This is a genomic window from Hasllibacter sp. MH4015 (assembly GCF_020177575.1).
Taxonomy (GTDB): Bacteria; Pseudomonadota; Alphaproteobacteria; order Rhodobacterales; family Rhodobacteraceae; genus Gymnodinialimonas.
Genome location: NZ_JAHTBK010000001.1, coordinates 2546157 through 2563236 on the forward strand (window position 1 = coordinate 2546157; position 17080 = coordinate 2563236).

17 protein-coding genes are annotated in these 17080 nt (G+C 65.0%); 7 read left to right on the forward strand and 10 right to left on the reverse strand.

The genetic code is table 11. The annotated features are described in order from the left end of the window. Positions 1-12: 12 nt before the first annotated feature. The gene (locus KUW62_RS13090; RefSeq protein WP_224815911.1) at positions 13-192 is read left to right on the forward strand and encodes a Tat pathway signal protein; all 180 of its coding nucleotides are present in this window, start codon (positions 13-15) and stop codon (positions 190-192) included. Here KUW62_RS13090 and KUW62_RS13095 read toward each other — a convergent pair. The 6 genes from KUW62_RS13095 to KUW62_RS13120 form a co-directional block, all read right to left on the reverse strand. Continuing rightward, positions 189-551 carry a hypothetical protein gene (locus KUW62_RS13095; RefSeq protein ID WP_224815912.1) on the reverse strand — a complete coding sequence of 121 codons (363 nt, stop codon included), beginning with the start codon at positions 549-551 and terminating at the stop codon, positions 189-191. The two genes, KUW62_RS13090 and KUW62_RS13095, sit on opposite strands and share 4 nt — an antisense overlap. A gap of 91 nt (positions 552-642) precedes the next feature. Continuing rightward, the gene (locus KUW62_RS13100) at positions 643-843 is read right to left on the reverse strand and encodes a hypothetical protein (protein ID WP_224815913.1); all 201 of its coding nucleotides are present in this window, start codon (positions 841-843) and stop codon (positions 643-645) included. A 92-nt stretch (positions 844-935) separates the two neighbouring features. Next, positions 936-3980 (reverse strand): valine--tRNA ligase, encoded by a 3045-nt coding sequence (locus tag KUW62_RS13105; RefSeq protein WP_224815914.1) that lies wholly within the window; start codon positions 3978-3980, stop codon positions 936-938. 80 nt (positions 3981-4060) lie between these two features. Further along, positions 4061-5107 (reverse strand): tRNA 2-selenouridine(34) synthase MnmH, encoded by a 1047-nt coding sequence (gene mnmH / locus KUW62_RS13110; protein ID WP_224815915.1) that lies wholly within the window; start codon positions 5105-5107, stop codon positions 4061-4063. 145 nt (positions 5108-5252) lie between these two features. Further along, positions 5253-6437 (reverse strand): MFS transporter, encoded by a 1185-nt coding sequence (locus KUW62_RS13115; RefSeq protein WP_224815916.1) that lies wholly within the window; start codon positions 6435-6437, stop codon positions 5253-5255. A 93-nt stretch (positions 6438-6530) separates the two neighbouring features. Next, positions 6531-7415 (reverse strand): NAD(P)-dependent oxidoreductase, encoded by an 885-nt coding sequence (locus KUW62_RS13120; protein ID WP_224815917.1) that lies wholly within the window; start codon positions 7413-7415, stop codon positions 6531-6533. 128 nt (positions 7416-7543) lie between these two features. On the opposite strand from KUW62_RS13120, the gene KUW62_RS13125 reads away from it, so the two are divergent. Together KUW62_RS13125 and KUW62_RS13130 are read left to right on the forward strand one after the other, a co-directional pair. Continuing rightward, positions 7544-7831, forward strand: a complete 288-nt coding sequence (locus KUW62_RS13125) for a putative quinol monooxygenase (protein ID WP_224815918.1) — start codon at positions 7544-7546, stop codon at positions 7829-7831. Further along, on the forward strand, positions 7828-8622 hold the full coding sequence (locus KUW62_RS13130) for an N-acyl homoserine lactonase family protein (RefSeq protein WP_224815919.1): 795 nt from the start codon (positions 7828-7830) through the stop codon (positions 8620-8622). The genes KUW62_RS13125 and KUW62_RS13130 overlap by 4 nt, the downstream gene beginning before the upstream one ends. Positions 8623-8631: 9 nt before the next feature. On the opposite strand, the gene KUW62_RS13135 is transcribed toward KUW62_RS13130, so the two are convergent. From KUW62_RS13135 to KUW62_RS13150, 4 genes are all read right to left on the reverse strand, one after another. Next, a complete protein-coding gene (locus KUW62_RS13135) occupies positions 8632-9822 on the reverse strand; it encodes a CaiB/BaiF CoA-transferase family protein (protein WP_224815920.1) in 1191 nt (396 codons plus the stop codon). Positions 9823-10022: 200 nt separating this feature from the next. Next, positions 10023-11549 carry a tripartite tricarboxylate transporter permease gene (locus tag KUW62_RS13140; RefSeq protein WP_224815921.1) on the reverse strand — a complete coding sequence of 509 codons (1527 nt, stop codon included), beginning with the start codon at positions 11547-11549 and terminating at the stop codon, positions 10023-10025. Positions 11550-11561: 12 nt separating this feature from the next. Next, positions 11562-12056, reverse strand: a complete 495-nt coding sequence (locus KUW62_RS13145; protein ID WP_224815922.1) for a tripartite tricarboxylate transporter TctB family protein — start codon at positions 12054-12056, stop codon at positions 11562-11564. 96 nt (positions 12057-12152) lie between these two features. Beyond that, complete coding sequence (locus KUW62_RS13150) at positions 12153-13127, reverse strand: tripartite tricarboxylate transporter substrate binding protein (RefSeq protein ID WP_224815923.1); 975 nt, start codon at positions 13125-13127, stop codon at positions 12153-12155. Between the two features lie 236 nt (positions 13128-13363). Between KUW62_RS13150 and KUW62_RS13155 the strand changes: the two genes are divergently transcribed. The 4 genes from KUW62_RS13155 to KUW62_RS13170 are packed head-to-tail and all read left to right on the forward strand — an operon-like array spanning position 13364 to position 17077. Continuing rightward, positions 13364-13972 carry a DJ-1/PfpI family protein gene (locus KUW62_RS13155; RefSeq protein WP_224815924.1) on the forward strand — a complete coding sequence of 203 codons (609 nt, stop codon included), beginning with the start codon at positions 13364-13366 and terminating at the stop codon, positions 13970-13972. A gap of 56 nt (positions 13973-14028) precedes the next feature. Further along, the gene (locus KUW62_RS13160) at positions 14029-14688 is read left to right on the forward strand and encodes a response regulator transcription factor (RefSeq protein ID WP_224815925.1); all 660 of its coding nucleotides are present in this window, start codon (positions 14029-14031) and stop codon (positions 14686-14688) included. Next, positions 14685-16061 carry a sensor histidine kinase gene (locus KUW62_RS13165; protein WP_224815926.1) on the forward strand — a complete coding sequence of 459 codons (1377 nt, stop codon included), beginning with the start codon at positions 14685-14687 and terminating at the stop codon, positions 16059-16061. Before KUW62_RS13160 ends, KUW62_RS13165 begins: the two co-directional genes overlap by 4 nt. Then, complete coding sequence (locus KUW62_RS13170) at positions 16031-17077, forward strand: ABC transporter substrate-binding protein (protein WP_224815927.1); 1047 nt, start codon at positions 16031-16033, stop codon at positions 17075-17077. The genes KUW62_RS13165 and KUW62_RS13170 overlap by 31 nt, the downstream gene beginning before the upstream one ends. Positions 17078-17080: the final 3 nt, after the last annotated feature.

Below are 17080 nucleotides of genomic sequence, written 5' to 3' on the forward strand. Positions count from 1 at the left end.
TATCTATTGCCCATGACCCGAACCAACCGTCGCCAATTCCTGATCCTGTCGGCCGCTGCCGCAACCGCCGCGCGGCTTGCGCCCGTCGTCGCCACACGGGCCGCGCAATCTCCGGCGGGGCGGCGCGTATTGACGCTTGTCTACGACAAGGGCGTTGGCATGATGCGGGCGGTGGACCGCTTGGTGCCTTAATACGCATCCTCGGTCAGGAAGCGGCGGTTCACCCAACCGCGCTGATACCCGTTCCAGACGACAAGGCACCAGGTGGGATAATTGTTCAGCTGCTGCTGCAAGGCGGGGCTTAGCGCGAAATATTGCTGCTGGGTCACGGTGGGAGTGCAGAATTCGATCTGGATGCCACGGGCGTTATGGGGCAGCGCGTCGATGGAGAAGTAGTTTGTTCCGGGGCCGACGCGGACATTTAGGACGTCGTAGGAGGCGACGTTGTGCACACGCCACGCATCGGGGCCATCGGCGGTGGCATGGGCGGCGGGGGCTGCGGCGGCGAACAGGGTCGCGATCAATGCGAGTTTGGCAAAAACGGCTTTCATGGCTGGAATCCTCGAAGAAGGTGCAATCTGGCGGGAGTGTGCCGCCCAAACCTATTCGAGGCAATGGAGGGTTTCCCGAAGCCCGCGCGGGTCAGAGGATCGGCAGAAGCGCCTCGACCATCTGGCCCAGTTGCACAAGCGCCGGATCGGCGATGCCCGCGTTGCGCCCGTCGGACCGGTGCAGGCCCATACCCATCGTGCGCACTTCGCAAGCCGCGATGGCGGCGGCAACGAAGGTGACGATGCCCAACAGGCCGCGCCGGGGGAGCGGGGCGAAAAGCTGCCGGATCATGAGTGAATTGAGCCTGTCCATGGGGGCCTTTTGCCATCGCGCGCGTAGAAACGCGATGGCGGGAACCCTTACCCCTCGCTTGTCAGCAAGGATCAGCCGACCTCGGCCAGACGCGCCAGCGCCTGCTTGATGCGGGCCTCTTCCTCCTCCCGCGCGGCGAGGTTTTCGCGCGTCTCCGCCACCACCTCCGGGGGGGCGCTTTCGGCGAATTTCGGGTTGTTGAGGCGTCCGCGCAGCCCGCCCAATTCCTTGCCGAGCTTCTGAAGCGTCTTATCGAGCCGCGCCTTTTCCTCGTCGACATCGATCAGGTCGGCGATGGGCAGCCCGAACGTGCCGCCCTCGACGGCGATGGTGACGGTGCCTTTCGGGAAGGCGTCGGTGGGGGTTACGTCGCTCAGCCGCGCGAGGCGTTCGATCATCGCGGCATTGTTGGCGAAAGCAGTCTGGCCCGCCTCGTCGAGATCACTTTGCAGCAATTGGCATTTCAGACCGGCGGGCACGTGCATCTGCTGGCGGGCGGAACGGATGGATTCGATCAGGTGGATGACCCACGACATCTCCCGCTCCGAGGCTTCGTCGATCAGGTCCGCGCCATAGGTGGGCCAGTCGGTGTGGACGAGCATCTTGTCGCGCGACGCGATCTCCCCCCACAATTCCTCGGTAATGAAGGGCATGGTGGGGTGCAGAAGGATCAGGCATTGGTCGATGACCCAGGCCATGGTGGCGTGGGTTTCGGCGATGACGGCGTCGTCGCCCGAGGCGAACAGTGGCTTGGCGAATTCCAGATACCAGTCGCAAACCTTGCCCCAGACGAATTGGTAGAGCCCGCCGGCCGCATCGTTGAAACGGTAGCCCGCCAGCGCCTCGTCGTGCGCCATGCGGGCGCGGGCGGTTTCGGTCACGATCCACTTGTTGACGGTTTGGGATGGGCTTGTGGGGTCGAAGGAGGCGTCTGGCTTGCACTCGTTCATCTCCGCGAACCGGGCGGCGTTCCACAGCTTGGTGCCGAAGTTGCGGTAGCCCTGAATGCGGTCGGTGGAAAGCTTCAGGTCCCGCCCCATCGCGGCCATGGCGGTGAGCGTGAAGCGCACCGCGTCGGCGCCGTATTCGTCGATGAGTTCGAGAGGGTCGAGGACGTTCCCGATGCTCTTCGACATCTTTCGGCCCCTTTCGTCCCGGACAAGCGCGTGGACGTAGACGTCGCGGAACGGCACGTCGCCCACGACGGCCAGCTGCATCATCATCATCCGGGCGACCCAGAAGAAGATGATGTCGAAGCCAGAGACGAGGGTGGAGGTGGGGAAGTATTTTTGCAGTTCAGGGGTTTGCTCCGGCCAGCCAAGCGTGCCGATGGGCCAGAGGCCGGAGGAGAACCAGGTGTCGAGGACGTCGGGGTCGCGGTAGATTGCGGCAACGGGTTTGCCCGGTGTCGTCGATCCTTCAAATGCTGCTTTTGCTTCAGCCTCGTTTGCGACGACGACATAGCCACCGCGATCGAATTCCATTGATTGTGAGAACGAAAACAGGCGCAACGCTTCTTCGAATGTGGGCGCGCAGACCATCTCAGGTTCGTCGGAATTGTTCCTCGTGACACCGTACCAAACCGGAATCTGGTGACCCCACCAAAGCTGCCGTGAAATCGTCCAGGGCTCGATGTTCTCCAGCCAGTGGAAATACACCTTGCGGTGCTGATCGGGCATGATTTTCGTGCGGCCCGTCCGGACAGCCTCTAAGGCGGGCTCGACGATTTTGGCGGTGTCGACGAACCATTGGTCGGTCAGCATCGGCTCGATCACGACCTTGGAGCGGTCGCCAAAGGGCTGGGTGATCGGCTTGGCCTCCACCAGCGGGACCAGCTCATCCGTGCGCATTTCGCCGCCTTCCTCGGGGGCGAGGGGGGCCTTGGTGGCCTTCGCGCCTAAGCGGGTATCGGTGGGGACGGTCATCACCGCCAGCCCTTCGGCGGTGATTTCGGCCACGACCTTTTCACGCGCCTCGAACCGATCAAGGCCGCGCAGGTGGTCGGGGACGAGGTTGAGGGCGTCGGCCTCCATCTCCGTCAGCGTCCGCTCCCCGTTTGCGACGGCCTGCGCGATCTCGGCGGCGTCGGCATAGGGCGCACCGTCGTCGCGCAGCGCGCCCTTGGTGTCCATCAGGCGGTAGCAGGGAATATCGTTTCGCTTGGCGACCTCGTAATCGTTGAAATCATGGGCGCCGGTGATCTTCACGGCACCCGAGCCGAAATCCGGGTCGGGGTATTCATCGGTGATGATCGGGATCAGGCGGCGGTGTTCCTTGGGGCCGACGGGAATCTCGCAAAGCTGGCCGACGATTGGGGCGTAACGCGCATCGTCCGGGTGGACCGCGACCGCGCCGTCCCCGAGCATCGTTTCGGGCCGCGTGGTGGCGATGGAGATGTAGTCGCGCGTCTCGCGCAGGGTCTCGTTCCCGTCCTCGTCCTTCTCGACGTATTCATAGGTGGCCCCGTTCGCGAGCGGGTATTTGAAGTGCCACATGTGGCCAGGCTGGTCGATATTCTCGACCTCCAGATCGGAAATCGCCGTCTCGAAATGCGGGTCCCAGTTCACCAAGCGTTTGCCGCGGTAGATGTAGCCCTTGTTGTACATCTCCACGAAGACCTTGATGACGGCGTCGTGGAAATTGCCCTCTTCCCCCTCGGGCGCCCCCGGGGCGCCGGACATGGTGAAGGCCTCGCGCGACCAGTCGCAGGACGCGCCAAGGCGCTTGAGTTGGTCGCGGATCGTGCCGCCGGATTTGGCCTTCCACTCCCACACATGGGCGAGGAATTCTTCTCGGCTGAGGTCCTTGCGGTTGATCTGGGATTTCGCCAGCTCGCGTTCGACGACCATCTGGGTCGCGATGCCCGCATGGTCCGTACCCGGCTGCCAGAGCGTGTCGAAGCCGCGCATCCGGTGCCAGCGGGTCAGGACGTCCTGCAGCGTGTTGTTGAAGGCGTGGCCGACGTGGAGGACGCCGGTGACGTTCGGGGGCGGGATCATGATGGAAAACGGCTCCGCCCCCGGCTTGGCATTGGCGCCAGCCTTGAAGGCCCCCGCCTCTTCCCAAGCGGCGGAAATGCGGGCTTCGGCCTCGGCAGCGTTGAAGGATTTTTCCATCGTCTTGGTCCCTATCCACATTCAGGGGCTGAGGTAACGGATGGGGCGCGGAAGGAAAAGGGGCAACGCCGCGCGGGGCGTCAGTGCAGGTGGTCCAGCAGCGTGCGTGCGGTGGCGTCCAGCGCGCGGTCACCCAGATTGTCCATGTGGAGCCTGGCGATGGGGTCCGCCGCTTTCGTCCGGGTCAGGCGGCCGTAGGCGGGATCGTAATGGTCGGTGATGAGGGCGAGGGCCAATGCCTCCGCCTCGTCCGCGGCTAAATGCGCAAGCCAGCGTTCGACGATGGCGTGGCCCACATGGGCGCGCAGGTTGTTCAGGCGGGCGGTCAGGGCGGGCGCATCGGCCATCAGATCGGCGTAGGCCGCGGCAAGGAACCGGGCGCGGGCCGCGGGTGGGGCCGTCACCTCAATCCGCGGGCTATCCTTCATCCCGGCCCAGAGGGCGGGCGGCAGGCGAATATCTCCGATCCGCGCCGATTCCGCTTCCACGAGCACCGGTTTGGCCGGATCGAGGGTGGAGAGCGCCGAGAGCAGGGCCGTCTCAAACCCCTTTTGCGATGGTTGCGCCCCGTCGATATCGCCCAGGACGGACCCGCGATGGTTGGCCAGCCCTTCCAGGTCCAGCACCTGCCCGCCAAGCGCACCGACGCGGTGGATCAGCTCGGTCTTGGCGGTGCCGGTGAACCCGTCCAGGCGGAGGATGCGATGCGGAAGGGTCGCATCGTAGAGCTTTGCTACGACGTGCCGGCGCCAGCTTTGGTAGCCGCCGTCCAGAACCTCTGCCCGCCAACCGATCTGTTGCAGGATCGAGGCGAAGGATCCGCTGCGTTGCCCACCGCGCCAGCAATAGACAAGCGGACGCCAGCCGCCATCCTTGTCCATCAGATGCGCTTCGATCGCCGTGGCGGCGTTCCGGGCCACGAGGGCCGCCCCGATCTTGCGGGCCTTGAAGGGGCTGTCTTGCGTGTAGATCGTGCCGACCGTCGCGCGTTCCTCGTTCGACAGGACGGGCATGTTGACCGCACCCGGCACGTGATCCTCCGCGTATTCGGCGGAGGAGCGGACGTCGATGACCGTGTCGAAGGCGGCGGCCCGGAGCGCGGAAAGATCGGTGAGGGTATAGGCCATGGAGGGGGAGTAGTGGAGTTTGCCATCGGGGTCAAAGAGGCGGCGGGCGGAGGCGGTTTCAAGGTTGAGAAGCCAGGTTAAGTATATGGTAAATATATGGATTCTTTCATGTATTAACACATTCTTAGGATATTGAACGCCCGCCTCAGGCCAGGGCGCGGGCGCTGCGCCAGAGCGCAATCCCGGCGATTGCAAGCAGTGCCGCCGCCACGCCGGCCACGGCGATCCAGCCCAGGCCCGCAACCAAAGCCCCCGCGGCGAAGGCGCAAAGGGTGGAGACGAGCGCCAGAACGGTATCGTTGGCACCCTGGACCAGCGCCCTGTCCTCCTCCGTCACCGAGGCGGCGAGGATCGCGGTTGCACCGATGAAGCCGAAGTTCCAGCCGACCCCGAGGACGATCAGCGCGCCGTAGAAGTTCACCGCATCAAGGCCCGCCATCGCCAGAAGCGCCGCCACGATCAGCAGGCCCACGCCCGTGAAGGCCACAGGTTGCGCGCCGAGCTTCTTTATCAGGAAGCCGGTGACGAAGCTGGGGGCGAACATCGCCACAACGTGCCAGCGGATGACGTCGCCCGCCACGGCCTCGGAGAACCCGCAACCGATCATGGCCAGGGGTGTGGGCACCATCAAAAAGACCATCACGCCCTGGGACACCGCGCCAAGGCCCACGGCAAGGCGCACGGGCCGGTCGCGCAGGATCGACAAAGCGGCAAGGCGCGCGCGCAGGCTTTGCGGTGCGGCGGGCGCGGGTTTGGGCAAGGTCGTGAGCGCAAGGGGCAGAAGACCCACGAGCGAGAGCGGCACCAGGGCGGCATAGGCCCCGGCCAGCGGGATGGGTGCCAGCGCGTCCTTGGCCCAGATGAAGATCTGCGGACCCACGAACGCCGCGATGAGGCCCGAGGTCAGGATGAGGGAGATCGCGACCGGTTGCCATGCGGGGCTGACCGTCTCGGCGGCGGCGAAGCGGAAGAAGGCGTAGCAGGCGACGGCGGCCCCCAGCGGCAAATGGGCGATGCACAGGAGAACGAAACTGCCGCTGACGATGGCCCAGACGCCGAGAAGCCCGCCCAGGACGGCGCAGAGCCCGCCCGCCACGAACCCTGCCCGTCGCCCGAAGTGCCCCATTAGGAGCGAGAACGGCGCGGCGGCGAAGAGCCCGGCAAGCGTCTGGAGCGAAGCGGGAAGGGTCGCAAGTGCCGTGGTGGGGGCCAGCATCAGCCCCGACAATCCCCCCAGGATGATCAGCATCGGCATGGCGGAGCCGAGGATCGTGTTGGCCACGAGCAGCCCGATATAGGACCGGTTGCGGGAGAGGAGCGTGCCGGTCATCGGGTGCTTTCGGATCAGGTGCCGTGCGCCGGGATTGGCGCGGTCTGGAGGTCGAAGCGCGGGTGAAACGGTGCCGGGCGGGCCGGATCAGCCTCAGAACCCGTCGTCGTTCATCTTGCGGAACCGCTGGATCAGGCTTGATGTATCCCAGCGCCCGCCGCCCATCTGCTGCACCTCTGCATAGAACTGGTCGACCATCGCGGTGACGGGCATGGACAGGCCCATTTCCTTGCCCTGCCCCAATGCGATGCCCAGGTCCTTGCGCATCCAATCGACCGCGAAGCCGTGGTTGAACTCATTGTCGACCATGGTGCCCGCACGGTTGGCGAGTTGCCAAGATCCGCCCGCGCCCTGGCTGACCAGATCGGCCACTTTCTTGGCGTCGAGCCCGGCCTTCATCGCCATGTAGAGCCCTTCGGAGATCGACTGAATGGCCCCGGCGATGCAGACCTGGTTGACCATCTTGACCAATTGCCCCGCCCCCACATCGCCGAAATGCACGCTGGCCTTGGAATAGGCGGCGATGATCGGTTTGGCGGCCTCGAAATGCGCCTCGTCCCCGCCGCACATGATGGCAAGCTGACCGTTTTCGGCCCCGGCCTGCCCGCCGGAAACGGGGGCGTCGACCCAGCCGATGCCCCGCTCCGCCCCGGTCGCGGCCAACTCGCGGGTGACGATGGCAGAGACGGTCGTGTGATCGACGAAGATTGCGCCTTCATTCATGCCCGCGAAGGCGCCGTCATCGCCCAATACGACGGAGCGGAGGTCATCATCATTGCCGACGCAGGCCATGACGAATTCGGCCCCTTCCGCGGCCTCACGCGGGGTGGTGGCGAAGGTATCCTCGATCTCCGATGCCCATGCCTCGGCCTTTTCGGTGGTGCGGTTGTAGACGGTGACGGAATGGCCCGCGCCGTGCAGATGGGCCGCCATGGGGTAGCCCATCACGCCAAGTCCAAGGAATGCCAGCTTCGCCATCGTACCCTCCAAAATCCGGTGTCGGCGCGAAGGTAGCAGGGCGGGGGCCGGTGTCCAGCGGCAGTGTTTTCGCTTCCCCTGCGGGGCCGGTCGGGGCCATGCTGGGGCGCGGAATGGGGAGGGATGCGATGTATGCGGTGGTGGTGACGTTCACGGTCAAGCCGGAACACCGGGCGGCGTTCGCGGCGTTGATGGCGGAGAATGCTGCTGCGTCACGGCGCGAGTCTGCGTGCCGTCAATTCGATGTCTGTACCGATCCCGCGCGCCCGGACGAGGTGTTCCTGTACGAGCTTTACGATGACCGCGCGGGGTTCGATGCCCATCTGGACATGGCCCATTTCAAGGCGTTCAAGGCCGCGATCGCACCGATGATCGACGGTGTTGACCTGCGCGGGTTCGAGAGTGTCGTGCAATGACCTGGGACGTCTTCGCCGTCAAATACGCCGACCGGAACGACCGCTTGCGGGCGGAGAGTTTCCTGTTCGATGCCGCCCACGATGCGCCCCATCCGATGGATTACTTCATCTGGGTCCTGCGGCGCGGGGATCGGGTGATCCTTGTCGACACCGGCTATGACAGTGCGGAGGCCGCGGCGCGTGGTCGCCCGATCGCCCGGGATCCAAGAGACGCGCTCAAACCCCTTGGCATCGCGGCAGAGGCGGTGGATGAGGTGATCGTCACCCACCTGCATTACGATCACGCGGGCGGTCTGCATCTGTTCCCCAACGCGCGCCTGCATTTGCAGGAGGCGGAGATGGCCTATGCCACCGGGCCGTGCATGTGCCACGACACGTTGCGGATGCCGTTCACGGCGGACCACGTCTGCGAAGCGGTCAGGCGGGTCTATTCCGGAAAGGTCATGTTTCGCGACGGCGATGGGGAGGTTGCCGATGGCGTCACCGTGCATCGCATCGGCGGCCATTCGCGAGGGTTGCAGGCGGTCCGCGTGCACACGGATGCAGGCTTTCTGGTGCTGGCCTCTGACGCTGCGCATTTCTACGAGAACATACGCGCCCGTAAACCCTTTCCTATCGTAGTCGACCTAGACGACATGCTGACCGGGTTCGGCATGTTGGAGCGGCTTGCGAGCGAACGGAATTTGATCGTGCCGGGCCACGATCCGCTGGTGCGCCAGCTTTTCCCCGTGGGGCCGGAGGCGCATATCACGCGCCTCGACCAGGGACCGCTGAAGGATGTGCCTCTCTAGCCGGGAGGCTCAGACCACGCCGTTCCGCGCCAGACGCGCAATGGCCTCGGCGTCGAAGCCCAGTTCGCGCAGGATTTCCGCGTTGTGCTGACCAAGCTCCGGCGGGGGCGTGGGCACTGAGGGGCGCGTCTGGTCCAGCAGGAAACCGGTCGTGACGACGTCGATGGCGCGATTCACGCCCGGCACATCGGCGAAATGCGCGATGAGATCGCGGTCGGCAACCTGGGGGTGAGAGAGGATGTCCGGCACGCCTAGCACCGGACCGGCAGGGATGCCGTTGGCGTTGAGCATGTCGACCCAGTGGGCGGCGGGGCGGGCGGTCAGCACGGTTTCAAGCTCCGCGCGCAGGGCATGGCGGTTGGTTTTGCGATCCTCCCGCGTAGTGAACCGCGGGTCCGCCAGCAGGTCCTCCCGATCCAGAAGACGGGCGAGCGCCGTCCATTGCTCATCCTTGTTTGCCGCGATGTTGAGCGGCGCGTCCGCGGCCTGGAACGTGCCGGACGGGGCGGAGGTCGGGTTCTCGTTGCCATGGGCCTGCGGTGGGGTGCCGCCGATCAGGTGGTTGGAGACGACCCAGCCCATGGTGGCCAGCGTCGCCTCCAACATGCTGACGTCGATGAATGTGCCGCGCTCGGGCGCGTTGAGGGCCGCCGAGATCGCCATGGCCGCCGTGAGCCCGCCGATCGTGTCCGACAGCGGATAGCCGACGCGGGTGGGTTGCGTCCCGTCCCCGGTGATCGACATGACGCCCGAGGCGCCTTGGATGATCTGGTCATAGGCCGGTTTGTCCGCCCACGGGCCGTCCTGCCCGAAACCGGAGATCGCGCAATAGATCAACGCAGGATTTTCGGCCCTGAGGACGTCGTAGGACAGTCCGAGGCGCGCCATGACGCCCGGCCGGAAATTTTCCACCAGAACATCTGCGGTGCGCACGAGGCGTTTGAGGATGTCCTTGCCGTCGGGGTATTTGAGATTGAGGGTGAGGCTCTTCTTGCCCGCATTCTGCGCGAGGAAGCTGATGCCCATGCCCTGCGCGCTGAATTCGGGAGAGGCCCCGAGGTTCCGCGCCAGATCTCCGCGGCCGGGTGTTTCGATCTTGATGATGTCGGCGCCCAGATGGGCGAGTTGATGGCAGGCGAAGGGGCCTGCGAGGACATTGGTGAGGTCGAGGACGCGGATGTCGGCGAGGGGGCGGGTCATGGGGTCACTATCGGCCAGGCCATGGCCGTCAGGCGGGGTGGCGATCCGATGGACTGGCGGCAGCACGTCATGGTCGCGACGTCCTCAGATCGAAGGCACGCAGCCCCCAGCCTCCCCAAATCGCCATTCCGGGGGGCGGGACGGCGATGCACCGGTGCGCTGCGCGCTTGCATCCGATCCCGGCGCGTCATTCGGGCGGATTAGTCGCCATCCGCCACGCCCTGCGCCCGCTTCCGGGCCCGCATCGCACGGTAGCTCGGCAGCAGCACCAGAAGCACCGCCAGCACCAGGAGGCCGAGGGTCATCGGACGCTCCAGGATGAATCCAAGGCCTTGGTAGAGTTGCATCGAGCGGGAGAAGTTATCCTCCAGCATCGTGCCGAGGATGAAGCCGATCAAGAGCGGGGCCAGCGGGTAATCGGCGAAACGCAGGATCGTCGCGCAGACCCCGAAGCCCACGAGGATCAACAGCTCCGTTGCGTTGTTCTGGCCGATATAGGCGCCCATCAAGGTGAAGAACAAGATGAACGGGATCAGGTAGTTGCGCGGGATCGCGAGGATCTTGGCAATGTAGGGAATGAGCGGCAGGTTCAGGATCAGAAGCACCAGATTGCCGATATACATCGAGATGATGACGGCCCAGAACACCTGCGGCTCATCCACCATGAGGCGCGGGCCGGGCGTGACGTTGAGCGCGATCAGCGCGCCCAGAAGGATCGCCGTGGTGCCGGAGCCGGGAATGCCAAGCGTCAGGAGGGGCACGAAAGACCCGGTGCAGGCCGCGTTATTCGCCGTCTCCGGTGCCGACAGACCCTTGATGGAGCCTTTGCCGAATTCCTTCTGCTCTTCCTTCGTGGCGAGGTTGCGTTCGACGGCGTAGCCCAGGAAGGACGCGATGGTGGCCCCGGCCCCCGGCAGAACGCCGATGAAGAAGCCCTGCACCGATTGCCGGCCGATCACGGGCGCGATGGCACGCGCCTCTTGCCGGTTGATGCGCAAGTTGTCGATCTTGCCGGATTTGTCGTCACCGGACCCTTGGGCCGACCGCGCGGGATTCATCACGAGGAAAATCGCCTCCGGCAGGGCGAACATCGCCATGGCCAGCGTGATGAAGGAAAAGCCCGATTGCAGATCGAGGATTCCGGCGGTGAACCGTGGCATGGCCGCCAAGGCGCCTTCGCCCACGGTCGCCATCATGAGGCCGAGGATCGTCATCATGACGGCCTTTCCCACTTGTCCCGTACCCGCGAAGGCCGCGATGGCGCTGAGGCCGACAACCATCAACGCGAAATATTCGGCGGAATGGAACAGGAGCGCGACGGACGACAGCATGGGCGCGAAGATCATCAATAGGATCGCGCCGATCGTGCCGCCTGCGAAGCTGGAGATTGCGGCGATGGTCAGCGCCTTGCCGGCCATGCCCTTCTGGGCCATCGGGTAGCCATCGAAGGATGTGGCAACCGTGCCCGCGACCCCCGGCGCGTTCAGAAGGATCGACGATGTGGAGCCGCCGAAGATGGCGCCATAGTAGACGCCCGCCAGAAGGATCAGGGCCGCGGTCGGATCACCCAAAGTGATTGCCACAGGGATCATGATGGCGATGATCGACATCGGCCCCAGCCCCGGCAACATGCCGATGAAGGTGCCGATGATGCATCCGAAGACGACCATACCGAGGTTGAACGGATTGATGGCCGTTTGCAGGCCGATCATGAGACCTTCAAGCATGGCGGGTCCTCCTCAATCGACCAGGAATGTCGGCCAGGGGCGCAGGAAGATGCCCAGGACCTGTTGGACGAGAAACCAGATGATGAATGTCGCGATCGCCGCGACGGGGATCAGGATGTGGTATTTCCGCTCTCCCAGGATCGTGGCACCGGCGGTCAGGAACAGGATCGTGGCGGCGATGAAGCCGATGGGCCGCAGGCAAAGGGCGTAGACGACCATCGCGACAAGAAGGCCGATGGCCTGACCGGTGTTGTAATCACCCAGGCGGCGATAGTTGATATCGGTGGCGGACGGCTCTTTCTGGCCGGTCTGCTTTTCGAGACCCAGCAGCACGACAAGACCGCACAGCGCGCCCGCGACGCTCAGTACCTTGGGGAAGGTCGAGGGCCAGACCGGATTGCGCTGCATGAAGGGCGGCAACGATTGGTCCATCGTGAAGAATGCGGTGTATCCGTAGATGCAGCACATCGCCACGAAAATCAGCGCGATCCAGCGATCCAGCGCCATGGTGTCCCCTCCCAAGGATTGTCGTTCGGTGGTGACGCCCCGGGGCCTTGGCCCGGGAACGGCGCGCGCATGTTCGGCGCGCGCCGTCCGAGGTCTTCAGAGGAACCCGAGCGTGCGCATCAGATCACCGATCTGCTGCTCCTGGTTTTCGAGAAACGCCTCGAAATCCTCGCCGGGATTGTGGATGTTTACCCAGCCGTTCTGGGCGCGGATCGTCTCCCACTCCTCGGTTTCGTACATCGCGGCGATGGCGGCGCGCATGTTCTCGACCGTTGCCTCGTCCAGACCCGGTGCAGCGAAGAAGCCGCGCCAGTTGACGAATTCCACGTCGATGCCCTGCTCCATCATCGTGGGTGCGTCGGAGCCTTCGATCCTCTCGGGCGCGGTGACGCCGAGGATGCGCACTTCGCCCTGCTCGGCAAGGGTCACGGCCTCGGAATAACCGGTCGAAAGCGCCTGGATCTCACCCGACAGCAGGCCCGCCATGGCAGCACCGCCCGCGTCGTAGGGGATGTAGTTGAAGCCGGTGGGATCTTCGCCCGCCGCTTCCATCGCCATGGCCGCCACGAGGTGATCCATACCGCCCGGCACGGACCCGCCACCGATGGCGAAAGACGTCGCATCGGCCTGGTAGGCTGCCACGAGGTCTTCCATGGATTGCAGGTCGCTGTCGGCGGGCACGACAAGAGCCGCGTAATCGCCGATGGTGCCCGCGATCAGCGTGAGGTCACGGAAGCTCTGCGGGAACACGCCCGTCAGGGAGCGGATGACGATGGGGGTGGAGTTCACCATCATCGTGTTGCCCATGCTGTCGGCGTTCTCGATCAGGTGGGCAATGGCCACACCGCCACCGCCGCCGGACATGTTCTCATACGAAGCGGAGCCGACGATGCCGGCGCTTGTCAGCGCCTCACCGGTGCCGCGCGCGGTGCCGTCCCAACCGCCACCGGCGCCGCCGGGGATCAGGAAGTGGATTTCGTCAAGGACCTGGTGGCCATCGGCCTGAGCCGCACCAGAAAAGGCCACCATCGCGGCGGCCGCGGTCATCATGACCCGACGCGTGAATTTCATTTGGTATTCCTCCCAATTCACGGGCAGTCGTTCGCTGCCCATCCCCGGACTGTCGCATCCGAAGCTGACAGCGGCCTGACATGGGATGGATGCGGGGCATGGCGACGGTTCTGATGCGCTTACCCATTGGCCGGGCCCCGCGTCAGGGCGAGACGAATGAAGTTGCTCAGCCGCCGGACCTTGCGCCGGGGGGCGCACATCGTCACCGTTGCCCGACAGATCAAAGGACAACGCATATGCGAAACATGGCGGCCCTCGTGTTCCCCGGATTTCAGACCTTGGACTATTTCGGGCCGATCGAAATGCTTGGCGGGTTCCGGGATGAGATCAAGATCGTGACAGTGGCCAAGACGCGTGATCCGGTTCCAAGTCGCCATGGCCAGCGGATCGTCCCCGCCAGGACCTTGTCCGACGCAAGCGACTACGAATTGCTGTTCATCCCCGGTGGCGACTCGGCGCTTGAGGCCGCAAAGGACCCCGACCTCATGCAATGGGTGCGCAACACATCGGCCCACGCGGATCGGGTGATGGCCGTGTGTACCGGCACGGTGCTGTTGGGAATGACCGGTGTGCTGGACGGGCGTCGCGCAACAACCAACAAGCTGGACTTCAACGACACCGTGCATTTGGCCCCGAACGTCACGTGGGTGAAGCGCGCGCGATGGGTGCAGGACGGCAAATTCTATACCTCATCCGGCGTGTCGGCCGGTATGGACATGGCACTGGCCGCAGCCGCCGATCTGTTCGGGATGCAAGCCGCGGAAACCATGGCCGAGGAATGCGAATACAATTGGACGAGGGACCCCGATGATGACCCATTCGCGGCGCTTGCGGGTTTGGTCTGACATCTGGGCGTTGCGTCCCGCGCGTCTGACCGGCAGTCTTGCGCGGGGAGGATGCGATGCGGTTTTTGCTGGTCGAGGACAATGCCGAATTGGCCGATGCGGTGGTGCAGCGTCTGGGGCTGGACGGGCATGCCGTGGATCACGCCGCGACGCTTGCCGGGGCGGAAGATTGCCTGGCTGTGGCGGAATACGATCTGATCTTGCTGGACGTCATGCTGCCCGACGGGGACGGGCGCGATTTCCTGGCCCGCAAACGTGACCATCTTGAAACGCCCGTGATCGTCCTGACCGCACGCAGCCAGATCTCCGACCGGGTGGGCGCGCTGGATCAAGGTGCGGATGACTACATCACGAAGCCGTTCGATTTCAGTGAGTTGGAGGCGCGCTGCCGCGCCGTTCTACGCCGCAGGGGCGGGGTGGCGCGGAATGAGATCCCGTTGGGCCAAGCCATTTTTGAGCCTAATGCCGGGACGCTCACCTGTGGCGACGAGACCCTCGAATTGCGCAACCGCGAAATTCGCCTGCTGGAGGTCTTTGCCCGCAATCCGGGGCAGATCCTGTCCAAGTCACAGCTTCTGGATCGCCTGTTCAGCCAAGACGCCGATGTCACCGAGAACGCGATCGAGGTCTATGTGGGCCGCCTGCGCAAGAAGCTTGACGGGGCGGGCGTGCGGATCGAAACGGTGCGCGGCCTGGGCTATCGGATGAGCGCATGAGCGTGCAGACCGGATGGCCCATTGCGCGGAAACTGACGCTTTTTCTGGCCGCGATCGTCGCGCTTCTGGCGTTCATCAGCTGGGGTATGGTGACCAGTTTCGCGCGGGAGGCGGCGGGCCGGACCCAAGACAACATCCTTGCGGCGTCGGCCACATCCATCGCCGAAACCCTGCGGTCCGAGGCCGGGGCGATCCGGTTGGAACTGCCCTATTCCGCCTTCTCCATGCTCGGCGCGATCAGCGAGGATCGGGTGTTCTACCGCGTGACCGCGGCGGGTGAAGTGCTGACGGGATACGACGATCTGGTGGTGGAAGGCGGCGCGGAGGCACCGGGGCAAGTCAGTTTCGCCACCCTGCCCTATCGCGGCACGTCGGTGCGCGCGGCGCAGGTCACGCGGGTGATCCTTGCCGATGGCGAGGCGGTGCCGGTCACCGTCACCGTCGCCCAGACCCGCGCGGGTGTGCAGGGGATCGCGGCGGGGCTGTCGCGGCAGGCGGCGATCCTGTCAGTGGGGATCTTCATTCTGGCGGTTGGCCTGTCGGCCTATGCGGTGCGCGCGTCCCTGCGTCCGCTAAACACCATGGCGCAGCATGTCGCCACGCGCGGGCCGTCCGATCTGCGCCCGTTGCGCAGGCAAGGTCCGCCGGAACTGATGCCGCTGGTCCGCGCGCTCAACCGTTTGATGGATCGCCTTGGAGCCGCACAACGCCGGTCCGAGGATTTCATCGCGGAGGCCGCCCACCGCGTCCGCACGCCCCTTGCCATTGTCCGGACGCAAGCGGAAATCGCGCTGCGCTCCACCACCGATGAGGATCAGAAACGCACCCTGCGCCGGGTGATCCGGGCCGTCGACGACAGCTCCCGCTCCGCCGGGCAGTTGCTGGATCATGCGATGGTGTCGTTCCGGGCCGATGATCTGGCGCGCGAACGTGTGGACCTGCCCGCGCTGGCCAGCGCCGTGGCCGATGCCCTGCGCCCCACAGCGGAGATGAAGGATATCGACATCGCGCTGGACGCGAGTGCGGCGGCAGTGGAGGGCGACGCGATCCTGATCCAGAACGCCCTGCGCAACGTGCTGGACAACGCGATCAAATATTCTCCCGCCGAGACGATTGTGCATGTGGCCGTGTCCAATGGCGGGGGGGAGGCGATTGTCGCCGTCAGCGATGAGGGGCCGGGATTTGGCGACGGACCGGCGGGGCATCTGACCGAACGCTTCCGACGCGGTGAACGGGCCGAAGGTGTCGTCGGATCGGGCCTTGGCCTGACCATCGCGGAAGAGGCCGTGCGCGCCCATGGCGGGCGTCTGGACCTGGGACCGGCAAAGGGGGGGAGCGGCGCATGTGTGTCACTGATCTTGCCCGCCGCCTGATCGGCGCCGCGTGTCTGGGCCTGTTGCTGGCATCGCAGGCCGTGGCGCAGGATTTCGAGATCGAGGACAGGCGCGTCTATCCCGGCGCGGACGGCCCGATGCTGCGCGTCATCTCCACCGCCGATCTGGATGTGTTCGAGCCGTTCCTGTTGCGGTTTCAGACGGACAATCCCGGCGTGGGCATTGATTACAATACCGTATCTTCGTCCGAGCTGAACCGCGCGATCCGGGGCGGCGCGGTGTTCGACCTTGCGCTGTCGTCGGCCATGGACCTGCAATTCTCGCTGGCCAATGACGGATACGCGCAAAGCTACAGCTCCGGCGCGACGGCGGCGCTGCCCGATTGGGCGCGGTGGAATGACCAGCTTTTCGCATTCACCGCCGAACCCGCCGTCATCGTCATCAACGCCGCCCGTTTCGAGGGGCTGACCCTGCCGCGGAGCCGTGCCGAATTGGTGACATTGCTCCGCGACAATCCCGACCGCTTCGCGGGGCGTCTTGGCACGTATGATCTGCATGTCAGCGGGTTGGGGTACCTTTTCGCCACGCAAGAGGCGCGATCCTCGGACGCCTATTGGCGCCTGACGGAAGTGATGGGACGGCTGGATGCGCGGCTTTATTGCTGTTCGTCCCAGATGATCGACGACGTGCAGAGCGGCGATCTGGCTCTGGCCTACAACGTCTTAGGCTCCTACGCCGCGCAGCGCCTGGATGCGGAGGCGGGGCTGACCGTGTTGCCGTTGGAGGATTTCACCAACGTCATGCTGCGCACGGCGCTTATCCCCGCCACGGCGGAGGAGATGGATGCGGCGGGTCGGATGCTGGACGCGCTGCTGAGGGAGGGGATGGGGTTCGGCCCCGCCACACCCGTCTTGCCGCCCCTGCAAACCCGCGGCGCGGCGGAGCAATCGCCGTTCGGTCCGATCCGCCTTGGGCCCGCGCTGATGGTCTACCTCGACCGTTTGAACCGCGCGAGTTTTCTAGAGGCGTGGGATGCCGCGATGGTGCAGCAATGATGC